The organism is Jiangella anatolica (genome assembly GCF_003236295.1).
Lineage (GTDB): Bacteria > Actinomycetota > Actinomycetes > Jiangellales > Jiangellaceae > Jiangella > Jiangella anatolica.
This window is the reverse complement of sequence record NZ_POTW01000059.1, coordinates 18,842-40,374: the sequence shown is the minus strand read 5'-3', so window position 1 is coordinate 40,374 and position 21,533 is coordinate 18,842. Positions and strand designations below refer to the sequence as shown.

Sequence of the window (21,533 nt, the reverse complement as noted above, 5' to 3'; positions counted from 1 at the left end):
CGCCCACCTCGCCGCCCACGTCGTCGTCCGCGACCGGACGTGCCGGTTCCCGACCTGCCACCGGCCGGCCATCCTGGCTGAGATCGACCACCGCATTCCGTACGAACGCGGCGGCACCACCGACCCGGACAACACCTGGGCCCTGCATACCGGCCACCACCGGGCCAAGACCTGGCACCGATTCGCCACCGCGACCGACCTGCACGGCACCACCTGGTGGATCACTCCAGCCGGCCACCGCTACCCCGTCGAGCCCGAGGCCATCGGCCCGATCCGCACCCGGATCCCCGAACCGGTGCCCTTCTGATCCCGCAGGTCAGCGGCGGCGGGAGGCGCGGCGGCGGAGCAGGAGGGCGCCGATGACCACGAGGACCAGCCAGCCGAAGCCGGCCCAGACGACGCCCGACGGACCCCAGCCGAAGTCGCCGTCATCGGACGGGGCGGGGTCGTCGTGGCGGACGGCGACCAGCACCACGGGACTCATCGAAGCATGATCGCTCACGGCGGTGAACCCCCCGATGCTGGTCAGTGGCCGAGAATTGAACGGCGCTTGTCGCGCGGCGGCCGGACCGTGACCTCGCCCAGCAGCACGAACCCGCGCACCCGGTAGACCGGCGCGCCCGGCGTCACCGGCTCGCGCAGCTTCATCTTCCGCTCGCCGAGGATGTTCGTGCCCTCGTCGAGCCGGACGTCGATGCCCTCGGGCACGATCATGGTGAGGCTGCCCAGCACGATCGCCGTCTGGATCTCCACCTCGGGGGTGCGCACGACGGCCTCGGTGAAGTCGAGCACGACCTCGCCGAGGATCGACGTGACGTCGATGCGGGCCGGCACCTCCCAGCGGCCCTGACGCTTCTCGTTGCTGAGCACGCTGGTGATCCGCTCACCGGAGCGGACCGGCCCGGCCGACGGCGGCAGCGGCGGCCGCGCGGCCGACGCGGCCCGGGCGGGGGCCGGCCGCCCCTGCTGCCAGTTCGCCGCCGGGTTGCCGCCGGGCAGCGGGTACGGGCCCTGGGGCAGGTCGCGGGTGATCGGCTGCAGCTCGCCGTACGTGCGCGCCTTGAACGTCGCCTCGAGCCGCTCCTCCAGCTCGGTGAGCGTGAGCCGTCCGTCGCCGGCGGCCTGGCGCAGCGCCTCGGCGACCCGATCCCGGTCGACGTCGGAGCAGCGCAGGTCGGCGGCGCTGCGCACGTCCGGGAAGTCGGCGCCGGCGGCCGGTTTGGGCTGGTCGGGGACCTCGCTCATCGTTCGCCTGCCGCCTTGCGCTGGACGTTGACGCCGCCGAAGACGGCCTTGCCGGTGATCCGCACGACCGGCGCGCCGGAACCCGGCTGCGGGCCGCGCGTGGTGTCGTCGTTGAACGCGCCGAACACACCGTCGCCGTCGACCTGGACCCGCAGGTCCGGCGGGACGAGGATGTTCACGCCGCCGAAGACCGCCTTGATGTCGATCTCGACCTCAGCCGCCTCGAGCGTCGCCTCGCGCAGGTCGAGGTCGGCGCCGCCGAAGACGGCCTTGATGCGGTAGTACTGCGGGACGACCCAGTCGCCGCGGCGCTGGATGCCACTGAAGACGACCTTCGCGCTGCGCGAGGAGGGCACCCCACCCACGCGGGAAGAAGAGGGTGCCGGCGCGGAAGCGGAACGGCGCACGAGGGCGGCCGACGGCGGCAGCGGCAGGTCGCCGGGGAGGTCGCCGACCACCGGCTCGAGGTCGGCGTAGGTCTTGGCGGCGTAGAGCGCCTCGATCCGGTCCTCCAGCTCGGTCAGGCTCAGCCGGCCCTCGGAGGCCGCCTGCCGCAGGACGTCCGCGACCTGCTCACGGTCGGCGTCGGACGCCCGCATCGCCCGCTGGTCGCGTGTCTCGTCCACAACTGACGACCTTAGCAATCACCCGGCCGTCCGAGCGGAGGAGAAATCCCGGAGATCTACCCCGGAAGAAGGATCAGGGCACCGTCGGGGTCTCCCCTGTCTCGGCGGCGGCCTCGCCCGCCGGGGCAGCGGTCGCCGCCCCGGCGTCGACCACCCGCTCACCGCGCGCGCTCATCGCCTTGACCGTGAGGTTGTCACCGGACTCCGGGTCGAAGACGTGCACGCGGCGCAGGTCCAGCCAGAGCTTCGCCGGCCGGCCCTCCGGGACCCGGCTGCTGGCGTCCAGCGCGACGACCAGCTGCGTGCGCAGCGCCTCGCTGTCCAGCTCGCGCTCCAGCTCGGCCAGCCGCGCGCGGATGTCCTCGGGCGCCTCGTACGGGACGTAGGCGTACTGCTCGTTGCCCAGCCACTCGATGACGTCGATGGTCGCGTCGAACGTCACGCCGTGGTCGCGGACCGTGTCGGAGACGACGGACGCGTCCTCGAACGCCTCCGGCCGGGCGCCGAGCAGCACGACCTCGCGGCCGCTGAGGTCGGCCGACCGCGACGCCGGCAGCGTCCACTCGCCGAACGGCGTGTGCAGCTGGTCGCCGACGACGGTCGCGGAGATGAAGTTCATCGGCGGCGACCCGATGAACCCGGCCACGAACAGGTTGACGGGGTTCTCGTACAGCTCGCGCGGGCTGTCCACCTGCTGGACGACGCCGCGGCGCAGCACGACGACCCGGTCGCCGAGCGTCATCGCCTCGACCTGGTCGTGCGTGACGTACACCGTGGTGATGCCCAGCCGCTTCTGCAGCCGGGAGATCTCGGTGCGCATCTGGCCGCGCAGCTTCGCGTCGAGGTTCGACAGCGGCTCGTCGAAGAGGAACGCCTGCGCCTCGCGGACGATCGCCCGGCCCATCGCGACGCGCTGGCGCTGGCCGCCGGAGAGGTTGGCCGGCTTGCGGTCCAGGTGCTCGTCCAGCTCCAGCAGGTCAGACGCGCGCCGCACCCGCTCGTCGACCTCCTTGTCCGGCGTCTTGGCCAGCCGCAGCGGGAAGGCGATGTTCTCGTAGACGGTGAGGTGCGGGTAGAGCGCGTAGTTCTGGAACACCATCGACAGGTTGCGGTCGCGCGGCGCCTTCTCGTTGACCCGCTCGTCGCCGATGCGCAGCTCGCCGCTGGTGATGTCCTCCAGCCCGACGATCATCCGCAGCAGCGTCGACTTCCCGCAGCCCGACGGCCCGACCAGGATGACGAACTCGCCGTCGGCGATGTCCAGGCTCACGTCCTTCACCGCGTGGAAGCCGTCGCCGTAGCGCTTGTTGATGTCCTTCAGCGTGATGGCAGCCATGGGGATCTTCCTTCCCGTCGGTCCAGGTCAGCCCTTGACGGCGCCCTGGGTCAGGCCGGACACGATCCGGCGTTGGAACAGCAGGACGAGGATGACGACGGGGATGGTGACGACGACGGCGGCCGCCGCGATCGCACCCGTCGGCTCCTCGAACTGCGACGCGCCGGTGAAGAACGCCAGCGCCGCGGGGACCGGCCTGGCCGCCTCGGTCGAGGTCAGCGAGATGCCGTAGACGAAGTCGTTCCACGCGATGAAGAACGAGATGATCGCCGTGGTGAACACGCCGGGGGTGGCCAGCGGCACGATCACCTTGCGGAACGCCTGCCAGGTGGTGGCGCCGTCGACCTGCGCGGCCTGCTCCAGCTCCCAGGGGATCTGACGGAAGAACGCCGACAGCGTCCAGATCGAGATCGGCAGCGTCAGCGACAGGTACGGGATGATCAGGCCCGGCCACGTGTCGTACAGGCCGATGTTGCGCCACAGGTTGAACAGCGGCGTGACGATCGAGATGACCGGGAAGATCGCCACCGCGAGCGCCGTGGTCAGGATCAGCCGCTTGCCCGGGAAGTCCAGCCGGGCGATCGCGTACGCACAGAACGTCGCCAGCACCACCGAGATGAACGTGGCGATCAGCGAGATGCCGATGGAGTTGCGCAGCGCCGACAGGAAGAGGTCCTGGGCGTCGCCGGCGAGGATGTTGTCGTAGTTGTCCCAGACCCAGTTCGTCGGCAGGAACTGCAGGTTCGCGAGGTCGCTCGGCGTCTTGAACGACAGCGACACGATCCACGCGACCGGGAACAGCGCGTAGACGATGACGACGACGCCGGCGACCCACCACCACGCCTTGGTGCCGCGCGAGAGCTGCTGTTCGTCCATCACCGCTCACCCCTCGCGCTGGCCAAATCGACCTTGAACAACTTGATGAACAGGATGCTGATCAGCACGACGCAGAGGAACAGCAGCACCGACACCGCCGATCCCAGGCCGATCTCGAGCCGGCTGATCGTCTGTCTGTACGCCAGGAACGAGACGACCTCGGTGTTGTTCGCGCCCTGGGTCATGATGAAGACGTTGTCGAAGATGCGGAACGCGTCGAGGGTCCGGAACAGCAGCGCCACCATGATGGCGGCCTTCATGTTCGGGATCGTCACCTTGTACAGCCGCTGCCACCAGGTGGCGCCGTCGACCTTGGCCGCCTCCTGCAGGTCCTCCGGCACCTGCGCGAGGCCGGCCAGGAGCAGCAGCGAGATGAACGGCGTCGTCTTCCAGATCTCCGACGCGATGATCACGAACACCGACGTGCCGAACTCGCCGAACCAGTTGGTGTTCTCGCTGATGCCGGGCAGCCAGCTGAACCAGGAGTTGACGAACCCGGAGTCGATGCTGAACGCGTAGAACCACGCGAACGCCGAGACGACGGTGATGATCGCGTACGGGATGAGGATCGCCGTGCGCAGGATCGGCCGCAGCGTCGTCAGCGCACGGTGCATGACCAGCGCCAGCGCGAAGCCCAGCACCGCCTCGACGGCGACGGTGATGACGGTGATCAGCACGGTCACGCCGACCGCCCGCCACCACACGCCGTCGGTCAGCACCACCACGTAGTTGTTCAGCCAGGTGAACTCGCGGGCGTCGGGATCGGTGAGGCGGAACTTGAACAGCGACTCGTAGAACGCCTGCGCGATGGGGTACGCGGTGACCAGCAGCATCACCACGAAGGCGGGGCCGGCCAGCCACCAGCCGAGTCGCCGCTCGGCCCGCGCGCGGTCGCTGATCAGGGCCTTGCCGCCGTTCGCGGCGTCGGTGGCGCTCATAGCAGCCTCTCCCCCTTCAACACCTCGGTGATCAGCGTCGTGGCGTCCTCGGGCGAGGAGTCGGGTGTGACCGAGCTCGGCGGATGCCAGGTGTTCTGCAGGCCGGTGGAGACCTCGTTGTAGTACGGGGTCTGCGGCCGCGGCGCCGCCGCCTCCAGCGACTCGCGGATGAGGTCGGCCATCGGGAAGGCCTCCTGGACCTCCGGGTCGTCGTAGGCCTCGGTGTTCGACGCAGGGTTGCCGTTGGTGACCATGTAGTACGCCTGGTTGTCGGGCGTGACGATGCACTGCGCGGCCTCGATGGCGAGGTCGGTGTGCTCGCTGAACGCGCCGATGCCGAGGCTGATGCCGCCGTAGGGCGGACGGGACTCCTCGCCCTCGGCGACCGCTGGGTACTGCGCCCAGCCGATGTCGTCGACGAGGGACTGGTCGAGGTTGCCGGCCTCGACGCCGGCCAGCGTGGCCGCCCAGACGAACGGCCAGTTGACCATGAACGAGCCGCGGTCGCCCTGGAACAGCAGCATCGACGCGTTCTCGTCCTCGTTGGCCAGGCCCGGGCCGCCGAGCCCGGCGCGGGCGATGTCCTCGATGATCTGCGCGGCCGCCCGGCCGGCGTCGGTCTCCAGGCCCAGCTGGACCTCGTCGGCCGGCGCCTCCGGGTTGTCGATGATCTCGCCGCCGGCCGACGTGACCAACGCGTTGATCCACACCGTCAGCGCCTCGGCGCGGATGCCCTGGACGCCGAGGTACTTGTCCTGCGACTGGGCCGCGTCGATGATCTGCTGCCAGGTCACCGGCTCGTTCTCGGGGTCCAGCCCGGCCGCCTCGGCGACGGACCTGCGGTACCAGAGCAGCTGGGTGTTCGCCCAGAACGGCACGGCGACCAGCTGGTCCTTCCAGGTGGCGCCGTCGATGGCGCCCTGGACCACGTTGTCGGTGACGTCCTGTGCGACGTCATCGGGGATCTCGGCCAGGAACCCGGCCTCGGCCAGCTCCGGGATGAACGGCGGGTCGAGGCTGATGATGTCGATCGACGAGTCGTTCGCCGCCAGCCGGCGGGCCAGCTGCTCGCGCTGCGCCGACGCCTCGCGCGGCAGCAGCGACGTCCGGATCCGGTACGCGCCGTCGGCGGCCTCGGTACAGCGTCTGGCCAGCTCGACCTGCCCGCCGTTGTCCGGGTTGATGTACCACGTGAGGGTCGGGGTGGAGTCGTCACTACCACAGGCGGCCAAGCCGAGCGTGAGGACGGCGGCGGCCGCGACGCTGACGGTCCTTCTGACCACATCGCCTCCCTGGAGCAGGGTTGGCGCTCCAGTGACCGCTACGGCATCGGAGCGTCAGGGTGTGAGTCGAACCTACGACATCCGGTGCCGCCGGTCGAGGACATACGGTGTTCTGGTGATCGATACCCCGCAGACGCTGGTTCGTCACGACGGTGTCGACGGCGAGCTGGTCGTGCGCCGCCGGGTCACGCCGGACGGGCCGGTCTACGAGCTGATCGTCAACGGCACGTTCCTCATGGACACCGCGGAGACGTCGACCGAGCGGCTGCTGGCCGAGCTGGCGCTGGACCGGCATCCGGACCCGGCGACGGTGCTCGTGGCCGGGCTGGGCTTCGGGTTCACGGTCGCCTCACTGCTCGCGGATGGGCGGGTGCGGCGGGTGGACGTCGTGGAGATCGAGCCGACGCTGGTCGACGTGCTGCGGCGCGGGGTCGTGCCCGGGCTGGACGCCGTCGTCGGCGACCCGCGGGTGCGGATGGTCGTCGACGACGTCCGGGCGGTGCTGCCGGCGTCCGCGCCCGCGACCTACGACGCGATCCTGCTCGACGTCGACAACGGGCCGCACTTCCTCGTGCACGAGGCGAACGCCGAGGTGTACGAGCCGCCGCTGCTCGGCGCGGCCGCCCGGGCGCTGCGGCCGGGCGGCCTGCTGGCCGTGTGGTCGGCGTCGCCGGCGCCGGTGCTGGACGACGCGCTCGCCGACGCCGTCGGCCCGGTGGAGCAGGTGGTGCGGACGGTCCGGCGCGAGCAGCGCGACGTCGACTACCACGTCTACGTCGCGAGCCGCGCCGGCTGATCAGGCGGGGATGCCGCGGGCCTCCAGGGCGTCCTCGACGATGCGCAGGCCGGCCAGGCCGGGCATCCGGCCGATGTGCTCGTCGATGGAGCGGGCCGCGCGCCGTCCGTCCGGGCCGCTCATCAGGTGGCGTAGCACGTGCCGGACCTCGGACTCGGCCATGACGCCGGAGCCGACCGGGCCCCAGTACTTGCGCAGCGCGAACCGGGCGATCTTCTGTGCCTTCCTGCTACGGGCCAGCCGGTCGCGGGCCTGGGTGGCGTAGAACGCGACGTGCCGCGCCTCCTGCTTCGCGATGCGCTTGAGCAGCTCCGCGAGGACGGGGTGCTGCTCCAGCTCGGCCAGCCGGTTGTACGCGGTGATCGCCGACCACTCGTTGGCCGCGCCCCAGATCATGTGCACGGCGACGAAGTCCTGGCCGATCACGTTGGCCAGCACCGACTGCTTGATCGGGTCGAGCTTGTCGCGCCAGCCCATGCGTAGCCGGGTCGCCTTGAGGTGGTCGTAGTCGATCTGCATGCCGTGGAGGTTCAGCACCTCGGCGAGTGCCTCGCCGTGCCAGAACTCCTCCATGTTCCACATCGTCATGAACGCGGTGACCTGCGGGTCCTTGTGCGACGGCGTCACGAGCATGTCGCGCAGGTAGCAGACGGTGTGGTACTCGACGTCACACATGTAGCGGAGACTGCGCAACGTGTCGGGCGGAAGCGGATTGGTCCGGAAGTCGTCCAGCGGCAGGTCCTGCCACTGCACCGCCTGGGACGTTCGGGTGTAGTCGCGGATGTCGAAGGCCATGTCGTGCCGGGGCGACGTGCCGGAGGGGTCCCCGCCCCGTCCCTCCCTTGGTCCTCGTAAAACGGAGGCTCATTCTTTATAGTGCGATTATGCCTGTCTCACATAGTGCCTGGCAATGTGCCCTCGATCACCCGGATTATCCCTGAGACGACCCGGATATCTGGGCCTCCCACGGACGTAGAGGGGTCGGCCGGTCAGGGGTTCCGGCGGTCGACCATGATGGGTACATGAGCGACCAGGAGTACCGCATCGAACACGACACCATGGGCGAGGTACGGGTTCCCGCGGCGGCGAAGTACCGCGCGCAGACCCAGCGCGCCGTGGAGAACTTCCCGATCTCCGGGACGCCGATCGAGGGCGCGCTGATCCGCGCGCTGGCCTCGATCAAGGGCGCGGCCGCGCAGGTCAACGCCGAGTTGGGCGTGCTCGACGGCGACCTCGCGAAGGCCGTCCAGGAGGCCGCCGCCGACGTCGCGGCCGGCGGGCACGACGGCCACTTCCCCATCGACGTGTTCCAGACCGGGTCGGGCACGTCCAGCAACATGAACGCCAACGAGGTCATCGCGACGCTGGCCACCGAGCGGCTCGGCTCGCCGGTGCATCCCAACGACCACGTCAACGCGTCGCAGTCGAGCAACGACGTGTTCCCGACGGCCATCCACATCGCCGCCACGGCCGCCGTCGTGCAGGACCTCATCCCGGCGCTGCGCCACCTCGAGGGCGAGCTGTCGCGCAAGGCCGCCGAGTTCGCCTCCGTCGTCAAGAGCGGCCGGACGCACCTGATGGACGCGACGCCCGTCACGCTCGGCCAGGAGTTCGGCGGCTACGCGGCCCAGGTCTCCTACGGCGTCGAGCGGCTGGAGGCCGTGCTGCCGCGCGTCGCCGAGGTCCCGCTCGGCGGCACCGCCGTCGGCACCGGCATCAACACCCCGCCCGGGTTCGCGTCCGCCGTCATCGGCCGCATCGCCGCCGACTCCGGCCTGCCGTTCACCGAGGCGCGCAACCACTTCGAGGCGCAGGGCGCCCGCGACGGCCTGGTGGAGCTGTCCGGCCAGCTGCGCACGATCGCGGTGTCGCTCTACAAGATCTCCAACGACGTGCGCTGGATGGGCTCCGGCCCGCGCGCCGGGCTGGCCGAGATCGCGCTGCCGGACCTGCAGCCGGGCTCGTCGATCATGCCGGGCAAGGTGAACCCGGTCATCCCCGAGGCGCTGTGCATGGTGTCGGCGCAGGTGGTCGGCAACGACGCCACCGTGGCGTTCGCCGGCGCGGCCGGCAACTTCGAGCTCAACGTCATGCTGCCGGTGATCGCACGTAACGTCCTGGAGTCGATCCGGCTGCTGGCGAACATCTCCCGCCTGTTCGCCGACCGCTGCGTCGCCGGCATCGAGGCGAACGAGGAGCGCTGCCGCGAGTACGCCGAGTCCTCGCCGTCCATCGTCACGCCGCTGAACCGCTACATCGGCTACGAGGAGGCGGCGAAGGTCGCCAAGCAGGCGCTGGCCGAGCGCAAGACCATCCGCGAGGTCGTCGTCGAGCGCGGCTACCTCGCCGACGGCAAGCTCACCGAGGACCAGCTGGACCAGGCCCTCGACGTGCTGAGCATGACGCGCCCGCCATCGGCCTGAGGCTCAGAGATGACGAAACGCTCCCGTCACCGGCAGCGGTGACGGGAGCGTTCCGGGGGGATCAGTACCAGCCGACGGATTCCGAGTGCGCCCAGGCACCGCACGGGTCGCCGTAGCGACCCTCGATGTACCAGAGGCCCCACTCGATCTGGGTGACCGGGTTGGTGCGGTAGTCGTCGCCGAAGCGGGACATCTTGTCCGCCGGCAGCGACTGCGGGATGCCGTACGCGCCGGAGGACGGGTTCTCGGCCGTGTGGCTCCAGTTGGACTCGCGGGTCCACAGGTTGTCCAGGCACTGGAACTGCTCGTCGCCCCAGCCGTAGTCGGCCATCAGCGTGCGAGCGGCGGACTGCGGGTCCTCGATGGCCCGCTCCAGCGACCGGGCGGCCTCCTCGGCCGCTGCCTGCCGGGCCGCCTCGGCGGCGGCCGCCGCCTCTGCCTCGGCCTTCGCCTTGGCCTCGGCCTCCGCCTGAGCGCGGGCGGCCTCGGCTTCGGCCTGCACCTGCGCCTCGGCCGCGGCGGCGAGGTCCTGCTCCAGCGACGGCCGCTGCGGCTCCTGGGCCTTGGCGCCGACCTCCGGCAGCGTGAGCTGTTCGGCGTCGGCACTCACCGTGGCGGTGGCGCCGGAGCCGGCGGAGTCGACGAGCCACCCTGTCAGCAGGGTGGCGAGAACGGTGATCGATGCGAGGAGTCCGAGGCCGGCTGCGATGCGGCGCAGACGGCTGCGTCTTCGATGCACGAGTGGGTGAACCTTCCTGTAGGGCTCCACCACCCTGCAATGGAATCGTGATCGTTGCCAACTCCTCGGCGTGTCACGCGACCGATCGTGACGCCCTGCGGCTACGTGACGCCGATCGGCGCCGCCCGACGCGGACGCCGTCGCCGCTCACCCCGGCTAACCGGGCTGACCAGCGAAGACTCCCGCGTCACCACGCGCGGCGGCGGGGTGACGCGGGAGTCCCGGACATAGCTGACGAATCAACGAAATGAGACTTCGCTCACCCGGGCAGCTGCTCCAGCATCTCGGTGACCAGCGCGGCGATCGGCGAGCGCTCCGAGCGGGTCAGCGTGACGTGCGCGAACAGCGGGTGTCCCTTGAGCTTCTCGGCCACCGCGACGACGCCGTCGTGCCGGCCGACGCGGAGGTTGTCGCGCTGCCCGACGTCGTGCGTGAGGACCACGCGGGAGTTGCTGCCGATGCGCGACAGGACGGTCAGCAGCACGTTGCGCTCCAGCGACTGCGCCTCGTCGACGATGACGAACGCGTCGTGCAGCGACCGGCCGCGGATGTGGGTCAGCGGCAGCACCTCGAGCATGCCCCGCGCGACCACCTCGTCGATGACGTCCTGCGTGGTCAGCGCGCCGAGTGTGTCGAAGACCGCCTGCGCCCAGGGGTTCATCTTCTCCGACTCGCTGCCCGGCAGGTAGCCGAGGTCCTGACCGCCGACCGCGTACAGCGGCCGGAACACCACGACCTTCTTGTGCAGCCGCCGCTCCATGACCGCCTCGAGTCCGGCACACAGCGCCAGCGCCGACTTGCCGGTGCCGGCCCGGCCGCCCAGCGAGACGATGCCGATCTCGTCGTCGAGCAGCAGGTCCAGCGCGATCCGCTGCTCGGCGGATCGGCCGTGCAGGCCGAACGCCTCGCGGTCGCCGCGGACGAGCTTGATCCGCTTGTCCGCCGTCATCCGGCCGAGGCCGCTGCCGCGCTCGCTGTGCAGCACCAGGCCGGTGTGGCAGGGCAGCTCACGGGCGTCCTCGAGGTCGGCGTAGCCGTTCTCGTACAGCTCGTCGAGCACGGTGCCGGCCACCTCGAGCTCGGCCATGCCGGTCCACCCGGACTCGACGACCGTCTCGGCGCGGTACTCCTCGGCGTGCAGGCCGACCGAGGACGCCTTGACCCGCATCGGCAGGTCCTTCGACACGAGCGTCACGTCGTTCCCCTCGGCGGCCAGGTTGCGGGCCACCGCGAGGATGCGGGAGTCGTTGTCGCCCAGCCGGAACCCGGCCGGCAGCACCTCGGGATCGGTGTGGTTGAGCTCCACGCGGACCGTGCCGTCCTCATCGCCGACCGGTACGGGGTCGTCGAGACGGCCATGCTCCACCCGCAACTCGTCGAGCAGCCGCAATGCCGCTCGCGCGAAGTACCCCAGTTCGGGGTGGTGGCGCTTGGCCTCGAGTTCAGTGATCACCACGATCGGCAGCACGACCTCGTGCTCGGCGAACCGGAGGATCGCGTAGGGGTCGGCCAGCAGCACGCTCGTATCGAGAACGTAGGTGCGGCGTGCCGGCTCCTGCCGGGTGGTGCGACGACGGGTCTGATTCTTGGAAGCGGCCACGTCCGTCTCCCTCACGCCTGAGTGCACCCTGACGGTTCAGGCGTCTGTGTCGCGCGGAGTGCCGGGACCGAGCCCACCGGGCCGGGTGCCGGCCCTCCGTTCGCGCCATGGTGTCAGCACGTAGGACGGGCCTCCCGAGCGGCCGGCTACTCACCGTCCGCCACTGCCAAGATTACCGTCCGGCAGGACCCCGGCGATAGGACACGCCTGAACGCCCCGTGAACGGTCGGTTCCGTCAGCCGCCGTCGCGCTCGGCGTCGCGCTGGCGCTTGTACTCCTCCCACTCGTTGCCCAGCGTGCGGTGACGGGCCTCGAGCCAGTTGAAGTAGTCGCGCATGTTCGCCATCCGGCGGCTGACGATGTCGTCGGCGCCCTCCAGCGCGGCCATGACCTCGTCGGCCAACCGCTGGCGTTTGTAGAGGTAGCGGTGCTCGGCGGCGAGGAACGCGCCCCACACGTCCTCGTCGGCCCGGTAGAAGTGGCCGCGGGAGCCGGGCACCGAGACGCGGCGGATGAAGCCCGGCGAGGAGAGCGCCCGTGTCGCGGCCGAGATGGAGCCCGCGCTGGCGTTCAGCTCCCGCATCAGCTCCGCCGTGGACACGTGAGGTTCGGGGCTGAGCATGAGATAGCCGAGGACGCGGCCGTTCATCCGCCGCTCCCCCATCTCCTCGAAGAGCACCCCGAGCTCCTCGACGAAGAACTCGAGCTTCGCCCGGTCGTCCGCCATGACACCTCCTCAGGCCCACATGGTGGGCCATGACCGCCAGGCTCCGCCAGTACGGTTAAGTCTCAGTAACTTCTGAAAGTTCGACGAACGAACCCCTTGCTTGAAACTTCAGAGTGTCACTAGATTCACCCACACTTCAAGCGAACGGGCACCGAGACTGCCCGCGGCACACCCCGAGAGGTGACCATGCGCACGTGGCAACGGCTCACAGCACTCGCTGTCGGTGCTGCTCTCCTCACCGTCACCGCCTGTGGTGGCGGCTCCGACGACGACTCCAGCACCGGCGGGGACGGCGGCGGCGAGAGCAGCGGCGGCATCTTCTCCGTCGGCATCGACGAACCCGACTTCCTCCTGCCCGGCCGCTCCCAGGGCGCGTTCGACGAGATGCACGCGCTCTTCTCCGGCCTGGTCAAGTTCGGCGACCAGAGCGAGCCGCAGCTGCTGCACGCCGAGTCGATCGAGAGCGACGACAACATCGTCTGGACCATCGCGCTCAAGCCCGGCTGGACCTTCCACGACGGCACGCCGGTGACGGCGCAGAGCTACGCCGACGCCTGGAACGCCACCGCCTACGGGCCCAACGCGTGGGGCAACAACGCCCAGCTGGCCAACATCGTCGGCTGGGACGAGCTGAACCCGGCCGAGGGCACCCCGGCGACCGACACGCTGTCCGGCGTCGAGGTCGTCGACGAGAACACGCTGCGGGTGACGCTGAAGACGGCCGACAGCCAGTTCCCGTACAAGCTGGGCCAGCCCGGCTTCTACCCGCTGCCCGAGGTCGCGTTCGAGGACTTCGACGCGTTCAACGAGGCGCCGGTCGGCAACGGGCCGTTCATGATGGACGGCACGTGGGAGCACGACGTGCAGCTCTCGGTGACCCGGTACGAGGACTACCAGGGCCCGCAGCCCAAGGCCGACGGCATCACGTTCCGCATCTACAGCGACACCACGACCGCCTACACCGACGCGATCGGCGGCGCGGTCGACATCGTCTCGGTGCCGCAGGAGAAGTACAAGCAGGTCGCGACCGACTTCCCGGACAGCTTCATCGCGTTCAACGCGATCCGGCTGGACTGGCTCGGCTTCCCGCTGTGGGACCCGCGCTTCCAGGACCCGCGGCTGCGGCAGGCCGTCTCGATGGCGATCGACCGCGAAGCCGTCAACGAGGCGATCTTCGGCGGCCTCTACACGCCGGCGACGTCGCTGCACGGCCCGTCCGCCCCTGGTGGCGGCACCGAGGGCCTGTGCGGTGAGTTCTGCGAGTTCGACCCCGACCGGGCCAAGGAGCTGCTGGCCGAGGCCGGCGGCTGGGAGGGCCCGATGGAGATCTGGTTCCCCGGCGGCGTCGGCTACGACCAGACGTTCGAGGCGCTGGCCAACCAGATCCGGCAGAACCTCGGCATCGAGGAGGTCGTCACGAAGAGCCAGCCGGGCTTCGTCCAGTTCATCGACGCCCTCAACAACCAGCAGGCCACCGGCCCGTTCCGGGGCGGCTGGGGCTCGCTGTACCCGAGCATGCAGAGCCTGCTGTGGTCGGTGTTCAGCTCCAACGGCGACGGCCGCGCGGGCGCCGGCACGTACGCGAACCCCGAGGTCGACGCGCTGATCGCGCAGGCGGACGCGGCGCCGTCGCTGGACGAGGCCACCGAGCTGTACAAGGCGGCCGAGGAGCAGATCCTCGCGGACTTCCCGATCGTCCCGCTGTTCTACGCCAAGTACGTCTACGCGCACAGCGCCAACGTGTCCAACGTGATCATCGGGTTCGACCAGATCGAGCTCACCGAGGTCGTCGTCAACTAACGGCGGCACCGTGACAGAGCAGCACGCAGAGAAGGGCAGAGAGTGACGATCCCGACGTCCCACCTGGTCGACGAGGCACTACGGGTCCAGCCGGAGGCCGACGCGTTCCCGACGGTCGACGAGCTGGCGGCCGCGCTGGAGCGCACGCACGCGGCCCACCCGGACGTGACCCGGATCCGCCGGGTGGGCACGTCGCGGCTCGGTGAGCCGATCGAGGCGATCACGATCGGCTCCGCGGACCGGCACGCCGTCGTCTTCGGCGGCGTGCACCCGAACGAGCCGATCGGCAACATCACCGCGCTGCACCTGATGGAGCGGCTGACCACCGACCGCGACCTGCTGGACCGGATGGGCTACACCTGGCACGTCGTGCCGTGCATCGACCCTGACGGCATGCGGCTCAACGAGGGCTGGTTCCGCGGCCCGCTGACCCGGACCGAGTACGGCCGCAAGTTCTACCGTCCGGCGCCGGACGAGCAGGTCGAGTGGACGTTCCCGTTCGCCTACAAGCGGGCCTACTTCGACCGGATGATGCCGGAGACGGTTGCGCTGATGCGGCTGATCGACGACACCAGGCCGGCGTTCATGTGCTCGCTGCACAACGGCGAGTACGGCGGCGTCTACTACTACCTGTCCCGGCCGGAGCCGCAGCTCTACCCGCTGCTGCACCGGATCGCGGCCGACGTCGGCCTGCCGCTGGACACCGGCGAGCCGGAGGCGCCGTACGTCGAGCGGTACGCGCCGGCGATCTTCGGGATGATCCGCAGCCAGGACCAGTACGACTTCACCGAGGCGGCCGGGCTGGACCCGACCTACCGGCAGTCCGGCGACTCCAGCGCGGCGTACGCGGCCAAGTACGGCACGTTGACGCTGGTCACCGAGATGCCGTACTGGACCCACCCGGACGCCGACGACGACACCCTGCTCAGCCGCACGTATGCCGACGTGCTGGGCGAGCAGGCCGCCGGGCTGCGCGACGTCCACACGCGGCTGGACCGGATCCTCGCGGCGGCCCGGCCGAGCTTCTCCGTCCGCTCGCCGTTCGTCCGTTCCTCCGAGGCGTTCGTGCCGCTGTTGGACAAGATGGCGCGCCAGTCCGAGCACCGGGCCGCGCAGCCGGACGCGCAGCGCCCGGCGACGGTGTCCGAGCAGTTCGGGTGCCTGGACGCGGTGCACATGTTCCGGCTGCGCTGGGGCGGGACGCTGCTGCGGGCGCTGGACGGCGAGCTGGCCGTCGGCAACGGCACGCCCACGATCCGCGAGCAGCATGCGGCGATGTCCGCGCTGTACGACGGCTGGGCCGCCGAGGCCGCCCAGGTGACGCCCGCGCAGGCCATCCCGTACGGCAAGCTGGCGGCTGTGCAGTACGCCGCCATCCTCGTCACCGCCGCGCACGCGGCCGGACGCGGCTGAGGTCACGGCATGGGCAAGTACGTCGTCGGGCGCCTGCTGCAGCTGGTGCTGGTCTTCTTCGGCGTCACGTTGCTCATCTACCTGGCGGTCTACGCGCTGCCGGGCGACCCGATCCGGGCCCTGGGCGGCGACCGGCAGCTGCCGGACAGCGTCATCAACGCGATGCGGGCGCAGTTCAACCTGGACGACCCGGTGCTGCTGCAGTACCTCAAGTACCTCGGCAACCTGTTCACCGGCGACCTCGGCACCGACTTCAACGGCCGGCCGGTCGCCGATCTCATGGCGCAGCGGTGGCCGGTGACGATCCGGCTGGCGCTGACGGCGTGGGTGATCCAGGTGGTGCTGGGCGTCGGCCTGGGCGTGCTGACGGCGCTGCGCAAGGGCACCTGGCTGGACCACACGGTGCTGTTCTTCACCGTCGGCGTGATCTCGATCCCGGTGTTCGTGCTCGCGTACACCGCGCAGATCGTGTTCGGGGTGCGGCTGGGGATCGTCCCAGTGTCCGGCATCGACGAGGGCTGGCCGGTGAGCTACCTGCTGCCGTCGATCATCCTGGCGGTGTTCGGGCTGGCGTCGGTGGCCCGGCTGGTGCGCGCCAGCATGCTGGAGAACCTGCGCGCCGACTACGTCAAGACGGCCACGGCGAAGGGGCTGAGCCCGCGCCGGGTCGTGTACCGGCACGTGCTGCGCAACTCGCTGATCCCGGCGGTGACGTTCCTCGGCATCGACCTGGGCTACCTGCTGGGCGGCACCGTGATCATCGAGGGCGTGTTCAACCTGCCAGGTGTCGGCCAGCTGCTGTTCTCGTCCATCGCGGCGCAGCAGGGGCCGGTCGTCGTCGGCGTCGCCACCGTCCTCGTCGTGATCTTCCTCCTGGCCAACCTCGTCGTGGACCTGCTCTACGGCGTGCTCGACCCGAGGATCCGCCATGAGTGACCCCACCGCCACCATCACCACGGAGCCGGCCGCTCCCGTCGAGGAGTCCGCCGGGAAGTCGTCGACGCTGGTCGGCGACGCCTGGCGCGAGCTGCGCCGCCGACCGCTGTTCGTCGTCGGGTCGTTGCTCGTGATCGTGCTGCTGCTGATGGCGATCTTCCCGCAGCTGTTCGCCGGCTGGTTCGGCAACGGCGACCCGCGGGTCTGCGACCTGTCCCGCAGCACCGAGGGCCCGGCGCCCGGTCACCCGTTCGGCTTCGACAAGCAGGGCTGCGACGTCTACGCCAACGTCGTCTACGGCGCCCGGGCCTCGATCAGCGTCGGCGTGCTCGTGACGGTGCTGACGCTGGTGCTCGCGCTGGTCCTGGGCAGCCTGGCCGGCTTCTTCGGCCGGGTCGTCGACGCGGTCGTGTCGCGGTTCGCCGACGTGTTCTTCGGGTTCCCGTTCCTGCTCGGCGCGCTGGTCGTGCTGACGGCGTTCGAGGCGCGCAGCATCCTCGTCGTCGCGCTGGTCCTCGCGATGTTCCGCTGGCCGTCGATGACGCGGGTCATGCGATCCAGCGTCATCCAGGTCCGCGACATGGACTACGTGCGCGCGTCGGTCGGCCTCGGCGGCAGCAGGCTGTGGCTGCTGCGCCGGCACGTGCTGCCCAACGCGATCACGCCGATCATGGTGATGGTCACGCTCGACATCGGCACCGTCATCGTCGTCGAGTCGACCCTCACCTTCCTCGGCGTCGGCCTGCAGGCGCCCGCGATCTCGTGGGGCCTGCAGCTCTCGAACGCGTCGACGGACTTCGCCGCCGCACCGCACCTGCTGATCTTCCCGTCGCTGTTCCTCAGCCTGACGGTGCTCAGCTTCATCGTGCTCGGCGACCTGATCCGCGACGCCCTGGACCCGCGGCTGCGCTGAGCCGGGCACGCACGCCCGGGTCTCGCGCAGCCGCGGTCAGTCCCAGGCGCCGGCCGCGGCGGCGCCGGCGGCATAGGTCTCGAACGGCAGCGGCGGCTGACCCGTCACCCGCAGCACGTCGTCCGTCGGACCCTCCTCCCCCGCGGCTCGCAGCGCGGCGAACACGGCGACGGCGCCCTCGGCGGCCTCGCGCGGCTCGCCGAGCGCCTCCTGCTGGGCGATGTACTCCTCGGCCGAGCCCCGGTAGCGGACGGTCCGGCCGGACACCCGGCCGATGATCTCGGCCGCCTCTCCGAACGTGAGCGGCCGCGGCCCGGTGACGTCGTAGCGCCGGCCACCGTGGCCATCGGACGTGAGCGCCGCGGCCGCCACCGCGGCGATGTCGCCGGCGTCGACGAAGGCTTGCCGGTGCTCGCCCAGCGGCATGGCCAGCTCGCCGGCCAGGATCGCGGGCCGGAAGAAGCCCTCGTCGAAGTTCTGGTCGAACCAGTCCGCGCGCACGATGGTCCACTCGGCGCCGGACCCGCGGACGACCGCCTCGGCGTCGAGCAGCCGCCGGTCGTCCATCGCCTCGATGCCGCGGCTGGACAGCAGCACGATGCGCCGCACTCCGGACTCGACCGCCTGCGCCACGAACGCGGGGTCGACCGGCACGCCGTCGGGCGCCAGGACGAACAGCCGGTCGGAGCCGTCGAGCGCGGGCGCCCACGTGGGCGGCTCGGACCAGTCGAAGCGCACGTCGCCGCGCCGCGACGCCGCCCGCACCGGCGCGCCCAGGTCGGCCAGCCGGGCCACGAGGCGCCGGCCGACCGTGCCGGTGCTGCCGAGGACCAGGATCGCGTGTTCGGTCATGATCACCAGTCAACCAGCCGGCGCCGACAACGTCAGCGCGATGACTTTCCGCCCGCTCGGTGGTCTACCTCTACGTCCGCCACGAGAGGAGATCTCCCATGACCGCCACCCTCGCCAGCATCCTGCTGTCCAGCACCGACCCGGAGCGGCTGGGCGCCTGGTACGCCGCGGCGCTCACCCCGGCCGACGACGCCCGGGTCGGCGACTACCGGATCCTGCGCTACGGCGACTTCCACCTGATGATCGACCGGCGCGACGACGTCGGCCCGGCCAACCCCGAGCCCGGCCGCGTGATCCTCAACTTCGACGTCGACGACGCCCGCGCCGCGGCCGACCGGCTGGACGAGATGGGCGTGCGCTGGCTGGCCCCGCTGGAGGATCGCGACGGCAGCCTGTTCGCCACCGCGATCGACCCCGACGGCAACTACGTCCAGCTCATCCAGATCAGCGCGGAGCACCGGGCAGAGCTGGCGGCGCAGCGACGATGACGGCGACGGCACTTCCGTCGATCGCCGACACCCGGCAGTATCGTCGGCAGATGACGACGGGCGACTTCCAGCAACTGGCCCAGCCCTACCGGCGCGAGCTGCTGGCGCACTGCTACCGCATGCTCGGCTCGGTCCACGACGCCGAGGACCTGGTGCAGGAGACCTACCTGCGAGCCTGGAAGGCCTACGACCGGTTCGAGGACCGTTCGTCGCTGCGCACCTGGCTCTACCGCATCGCGACCAACGCCTGCCTCACCGCGCTGGAGAGCCGCGCCCGGCGACCGATGCCGACCGGCCTCGGCGGCCCGAGCGCCGAGCCCTCCGGCGACCTGATCGAGCGGTCCGAGGTGCCGTGGCTGGAGCCGCTGCCCGACGTCCTGGTCGGCGACGGGGCCGGCGTCGACCCGGCCACCGTCGTCACCTCGCGCGACAGCATCCGGCTGGCGCTGGTCGCGGCGCTGCAGCACCTGCCGCCGCGGCAGCGCGCCGTCCTGCTGCTGCGCGACGTGCTCAGGTGGAAGGCCGCAGAGGTCGCCGACCTGCTGGACACGTCGACGGCGGCGGTGAACAGCGCGCTGCAGCGGGCGCACGCCCAGCTGGACAAGGTCGCGCCGGCCGAGGACGACGCCGTCGAGCCGCTCTCGCCGGAGCACGAGGAGCTGCTCAAGCAGTACGTCACCGCGTTCGAGGCCTACGACGTCGACGCGCTGGTGCGGCTGATGACCGCGGACGCCGTCTGGGAGATGCCGCCGTTCGCCGCCTGGTTCGTCGGGCCGGCCGACATCGCCGAGCTGATCCTCGTCCAGTGCCCCATGAAGGCCGCCGGCGACATTCGCATCGTCCGCACGTCCGCCAACGGGCAGCCGGCGCTGGCCCAGTACCTGCGCGATCTCGACGGCGTCTACCGCCCGTTCGCGGTCCAGGTCGTGTCGATGGGCACGGCCGGCATCACGCACGTCGCGCAGTTCTTCGACGTCGGCCTGTTCGGGCCGTTCGGGCTGCCGGACGTGTTGCCGTGACCGGTCCGCCGGCCGACGGGGCCGAGCTGCTCGACCGGGCGCTCGGCTATCTGGCCGGCAGTCTGGCGCTGGTGCGCCCGGCCCTGCTCGCCCGGCCCACGCCGTGCGCCGGCTGGGACCTGCTGGCGTTGCTGCGGCACCTGAACGACTCGCTGCTGGCGCTGCTGGAGGCGACGGGGGCCGGCCGGGTGAGCGCGCCGTTCGCCGGCGACGCCGACGCGCCGGCGGACCCCATCGGCGCCGTGCGCCGGCGGGCGTCGCTGCTGGCCGGACGATGCGCGGCCGGCGCCGGGCCGGACGTCGTCGCCGTCGGGGACCGGTGGCTGAGCGCCCGCGCGGTCGCCGCGACCGGCGCGCTGGAGATCGCCGTGCACGGCTGGGACGTGGCCCGGGCCTGCGGCGCGGACCGGCCGCTGCCGCCGTCGTTCGCGCTGCGCCTGCTGGGCGTGTCGAGCGTGCTGGTCGACGAGGCCGACCGCCCGGCCCGGTTCGCCCCGCCGCTGGGCGGCCGCGAGGGCGACGATCCGGGTGTGCGGCTGCTGGCCTTCCTCGGCCGCGACGCCACGGCGACGGCGGCGCACGGCCTGTGGTGAAGCACCGGTCGCTCAGCGCAGCAGCAGGTCGATCACGCCCGTCAGGTCCTCCTCCGCGCTGCCCTCGGCCAGCCGGCGGCGCATCAGCTTGAAGTAGGGGCTGAGCAGCTCCGGGCTGACGCCCTGCTGCTCGGCGGTGCTCAGGAAGGTCGGCGTGCCGGCCACCTGCATGGCGAGGTTGGAGACGACGCCCTTCGTGTAGTCGCCGCTCCTGAGCTGGTCCGCGGTCTGGTGCGCCGACGGGGCCATCGCGACGAGCCAGCCGGTGAGCAGCGGGGCGAGCGACGCCGGGTCGATGTCCTCCTTGCGGATGAGGGCGAAGGCGTGCGCGATCCCGGCGAACATGCCGTACATGGCGCTGAGGAGGGCCACGTCGTGCAGGGCCGCGAAGCCCGCGTCGTCGCCGACATAGGTGGCGCCGGCCGGGACGCCCAGCGTCTCGCGGTGCCGCTCGAACAGCTCCCGCGCGCCGCTGTAGAAGATGAAGCCGCCGGCCTCCGGGACACCGATCATCGGCGGGACGGCCATGATCCCACCGTCCAGGTAGCGGGCGCCGAGCTCGCGCGCGGACTGGGCGCGAGCCCGCGCCTGAGCAGGGGTGCTGGTGGTCAGGTTGACCAGGTCTCGCCCAGCCAGGTCGGCGCCGGCCAGCGCCTCGTCGACGGAGGCGTCGTCCAGCAGGCAGACGACGACCAGGGAGTTCGCCGCGACCGCGGCGGCGGCGCTGTCCGCCACCTCGGCGCCCTCGGCGGCGAGCGCCGCGGAACGGGCCGGGGTGCGGTTCCAGACGGTGACCGCGTGGCCGGCGGCGAGCCAGGTGCGGGCCAGTGCGGAGCCCATCGCGCCGAGGCCCAGCAGCGTGACGGAGGTCTTCTCGACAGTGTTCGATGCCATGCCGACCAGGCTGGTCACAGACCCGGAGATGATCAA

General features: G+C 71.1%; 23 protein-coding genes. 10 read left to right on the top strand and 13 right to left on the bottom strand.

Translation table 11 applies throughout. The features are described from left to right. The coding region (locus C1I92_RS21450) for an HNH endonuclease signature motif containing protein (RefSeq protein ID WP_146605225.1) at nucleotides 1-307 on the top strand (307 nt) is incomplete at its 5' end. 9 nt (nucleotides 308-316) lie between these two features. On the opposite strand, the gene C1I92_RS33960 is transcribed toward C1I92_RS21450, so the two are convergent. The 7 genes from C1I92_RS33960 to C1I92_RS21420 form a co-directional block, all read right to left on the bottom strand. Further along, the gene (locus C1I92_RS33960) at nucleotides 317-484 is read right to left on the bottom strand and encodes a hypothetical protein (protein ID WP_158564225.1); all 168 of its coding nucleotides are present in this window, start codon (nucleotides 482-484) and stop codon (nucleotides 317-319) included. A gap of 41 nt (nucleotides 485-525) precedes the next feature. Next, a complete protein-coding gene (locus C1I92_RS33955; protein ID WP_111256687.1) occupies nucleotides 526-1,245 on the bottom strand; it encodes a DUF1707 SHOCT-like domain-containing protein in 720 nt (239 codons plus the stop codon). Further along, nucleotides 1,242-1,871 carry a DUF1707 SHOCT-like domain-containing protein gene (locus tag C1I92_RS21440; RefSeq protein ID WP_199521452.1) on the bottom strand — a complete coding sequence of 210 codons (630 nt, stop codon included), beginning with the start codon at nucleotides 1,869-1,871 and terminating at the stop codon, nucleotides 1,242-1,244. Before C1I92_RS21440 ends, C1I92_RS33955 begins: the two co-directional genes overlap by 4 nt. 73 nt (nucleotides 1,872-1,944) lie before the next feature. After that, nucleotides 1,945-3,207 (bottom strand): ABC transporter ATP-binding protein, encoded by a 1,263-nt coding sequence (locus C1I92_RS21435; RefSeq protein WP_111256686.1) that lies wholly within the window; start codon nucleotides 3,205-3,207, stop codon nucleotides 1,945-1,947. A gap of 27 nt (nucleotides 3,208-3,234) precedes the next feature. After that, nucleotides 3,235-4,083: a carbohydrate ABC transporter permease gene (locus C1I92_RS21430; protein WP_111256685.1), complete on the bottom strand. Its 849-nt coding sequence runs from the start codon at nucleotides 4,081-4,083 to the stop codon at nucleotides 3,235-3,237. Next, a complete protein-coding gene (locus C1I92_RS21425; protein WP_111256684.1) occupies nucleotides 4,083-5,021 on the bottom strand; it encodes a carbohydrate ABC transporter permease in 939 nt (312 codons plus the stop codon). The genes C1I92_RS21430 and C1I92_RS21425 overlap by 1 nt, the downstream gene beginning before the upstream one ends. Beyond that, a complete protein-coding gene (locus C1I92_RS21420; protein ID WP_111256683.1) occupies nucleotides 5,018-6,304 on the bottom strand; it encodes an extracellular solute-binding protein in 1,287 nt (428 codons plus the stop codon). The genes C1I92_RS21425 and C1I92_RS21420 overlap by 4 nt, the downstream gene beginning before the upstream one ends. 115 nt (nucleotides 6,305-6,419) lie before the next feature. Here C1I92_RS21420 and C1I92_RS21415 point away from each other — a divergent pair, with 115 nt between their 5' ends. Continuing rightward, nucleotides 6,420-7,100, top strand: coding sequence for a spermidine synthase (locus tag C1I92_RS21415; protein ID WP_158564224.1), 681 nt, complete (start codon nucleotides 6,420-6,422; stop codon nucleotides 7,098-7,100). Here the strand turns inward: C1I92_RS21415 and C1I92_RS21410 are convergent, their stop codons facing one another. Continuing rightward, entirely contained in the window at nucleotides 7,101-7,895 is a 795-nt protein-coding gene (locus C1I92_RS21410) for a ferritin family protein (protein WP_111256682.1), read from the bottom strand. 227 nt (nucleotides 7,896-8,122) lie between these two features. Between C1I92_RS21410 and C1I92_RS21405 the strand changes: the two genes are divergently transcribed. After that, nucleotides 8,123-9,523 (top strand): class II fumarate hydratase, encoded by a 1,401-nt coding sequence (locus C1I92_RS21405; RefSeq protein WP_111256681.1) that lies wholly within the window; start codon nucleotides 8,123-8,125, stop codon nucleotides 9,521-9,523. A gap of 61 nt (nucleotides 9,524-9,584) precedes the next feature. On the opposite strand, the gene C1I92_RS33950 is transcribed toward C1I92_RS21405, so the two are convergent. The 3 genes from C1I92_RS33950 to C1I92_RS21385 form a co-directional block, all read right to left on the bottom strand. Further along, nucleotides 9,585-10,262, bottom strand: coding sequence for an aggregation-promoting factor C-terminal-like domain-containing protein (locus tag C1I92_RS33950; protein WP_158564223.1), 678 nt, complete (start codon nucleotides 10,260-10,262; stop codon nucleotides 9,585-9,587). A gap of 259 nt (nucleotides 10,263-10,521) precedes the next feature. Then, the gene (gene phoH2, locus C1I92_RS21390) at nucleotides 10,522-11,862 is read right to left on the bottom strand and encodes an RNA 5'-3' helicase PhoH2 (RefSeq protein ID WP_111256678.1); all 1,341 of its coding nucleotides are present in this window, start codon (nucleotides 11,860-11,862) and stop codon (nucleotides 10,522-10,524) included. A 235-nt stretch (nucleotides 11,863-12,097) separates the two neighbouring features. Further along, nucleotides 12,098-12,589, bottom strand: coding sequence for a GbsR/MarR family transcriptional regulator (locus C1I92_RS21385; RefSeq protein WP_111256677.1), 492 nt, complete (start codon nucleotides 12,587-12,589; stop codon nucleotides 12,098-12,100). Between the two features lie 186 nt (nucleotides 12,590-12,775). On the opposite strand from C1I92_RS21385, the gene C1I92_RS21380 reads away from it, so the two are divergent. From C1I92_RS21380 to C1I92_RS21365, 4 genes are read left to right on the top strand one after another with little or no spacing between them, the layout of a single operon-like run. Beyond that, on the top strand, nucleotides 12,776-14,389 hold the full coding sequence (locus C1I92_RS21380) for a peptide ABC transporter substrate-binding protein (RefSeq protein WP_111256676.1): 1,614 nt from the start codon (nucleotides 12,776-12,778) through the stop codon (nucleotides 14,387-14,389). A 42-nt stretch (nucleotides 14,390-14,431) separates the two neighbouring features. Further along, nucleotides 14,432-15,802 (top strand): M14 family zinc carboxypeptidase, encoded by a 1,371-nt coding sequence (locus tag C1I92_RS21375; RefSeq protein ID WP_199521451.1) that lies wholly within the window; start codon nucleotides 14,432-14,434, stop codon nucleotides 15,800-15,802. A gap of 9 nt (nucleotides 15,803-15,811) precedes the next feature. Then, nucleotides 15,812-16,738 (top strand): ABC transporter permease, encoded by a 927-nt coding sequence (locus tag C1I92_RS21370; RefSeq protein WP_111256675.1) that lies wholly within the window; start codon nucleotides 15,812-15,814, stop codon nucleotides 16,736-16,738. Continuing rightward, entirely contained in the window at nucleotides 16,731-17,651 is a 921-nt protein-coding gene (locus C1I92_RS21365) for an ABC transporter permease (protein WP_111256674.1), read from the top strand. The genes C1I92_RS21370 and C1I92_RS21365 overlap by 8 nt, the downstream gene beginning before the upstream one ends. A gap of 36 nt (nucleotides 17,652-17,687) precedes the next feature. On the opposite strand, the gene C1I92_RS21360 is transcribed toward C1I92_RS21365, so the two are convergent. Further along, nucleotides 17,688-18,503 (bottom strand): NAD(P)H-binding protein, encoded by an 816-nt coding sequence (locus C1I92_RS21360; RefSeq protein WP_111256692.1) that lies wholly within the window; start codon nucleotides 18,501-18,503, stop codon nucleotides 17,688-17,690. 98 nt (nucleotides 18,504-18,601) lie between these two features. Between C1I92_RS21360 and C1I92_RS21355 the strand changes: the two genes are divergently transcribed. The 3 genes from C1I92_RS21355 to C1I92_RS21345 are packed head-to-tail and all read left to right on the top strand — an operon-like array spanning nucleotide 18,602 to nucleotide 20,603. After that, nucleotides 18,602-18,991 carry a VOC family protein gene (locus C1I92_RS21355; RefSeq protein ID WP_111256673.1) on the top strand — a complete coding sequence of 130 codons (390 nt, stop codon included), beginning with the start codon at nucleotides 18,602-18,604 and terminating at the stop codon, nucleotides 18,989-18,991. After that, nucleotides 18,988-20,010, top strand: a complete 1,023-nt coding sequence (locus C1I92_RS21350; RefSeq protein WP_111256672.1) for a sigma-70 family RNA polymerase sigma factor — start codon at nucleotides 18,988-18,990, stop codon at nucleotides 20,008-20,010. Before C1I92_RS21355 ends, C1I92_RS21350 begins: the two co-directional genes overlap by 4 nt. Continuing rightward, a complete protein-coding gene (locus C1I92_RS21345) occupies nucleotides 20,007-20,603 on the top strand; it encodes a TIGR03086 family metal-binding protein (protein WP_111256671.1) in 597 nt (198 codons plus the stop codon). Before C1I92_RS21350 ends, C1I92_RS21345 begins: the two co-directional genes overlap by 4 nt. A 12-nt stretch (nucleotides 20,604-20,615) precedes the next feature. Here the strand turns inward: C1I92_RS21345 and C1I92_RS21340 are convergent, their stop codons facing one another. Next, entirely contained in the window at nucleotides 20,616-21,497 is an 882-nt protein-coding gene (locus C1I92_RS21340) for an NAD(P)-dependent oxidoreductase (protein ID WP_111256691.1), read from the bottom strand. Nucleotides 21,498-21,533 lie beyond the last annotated feature (36 nt).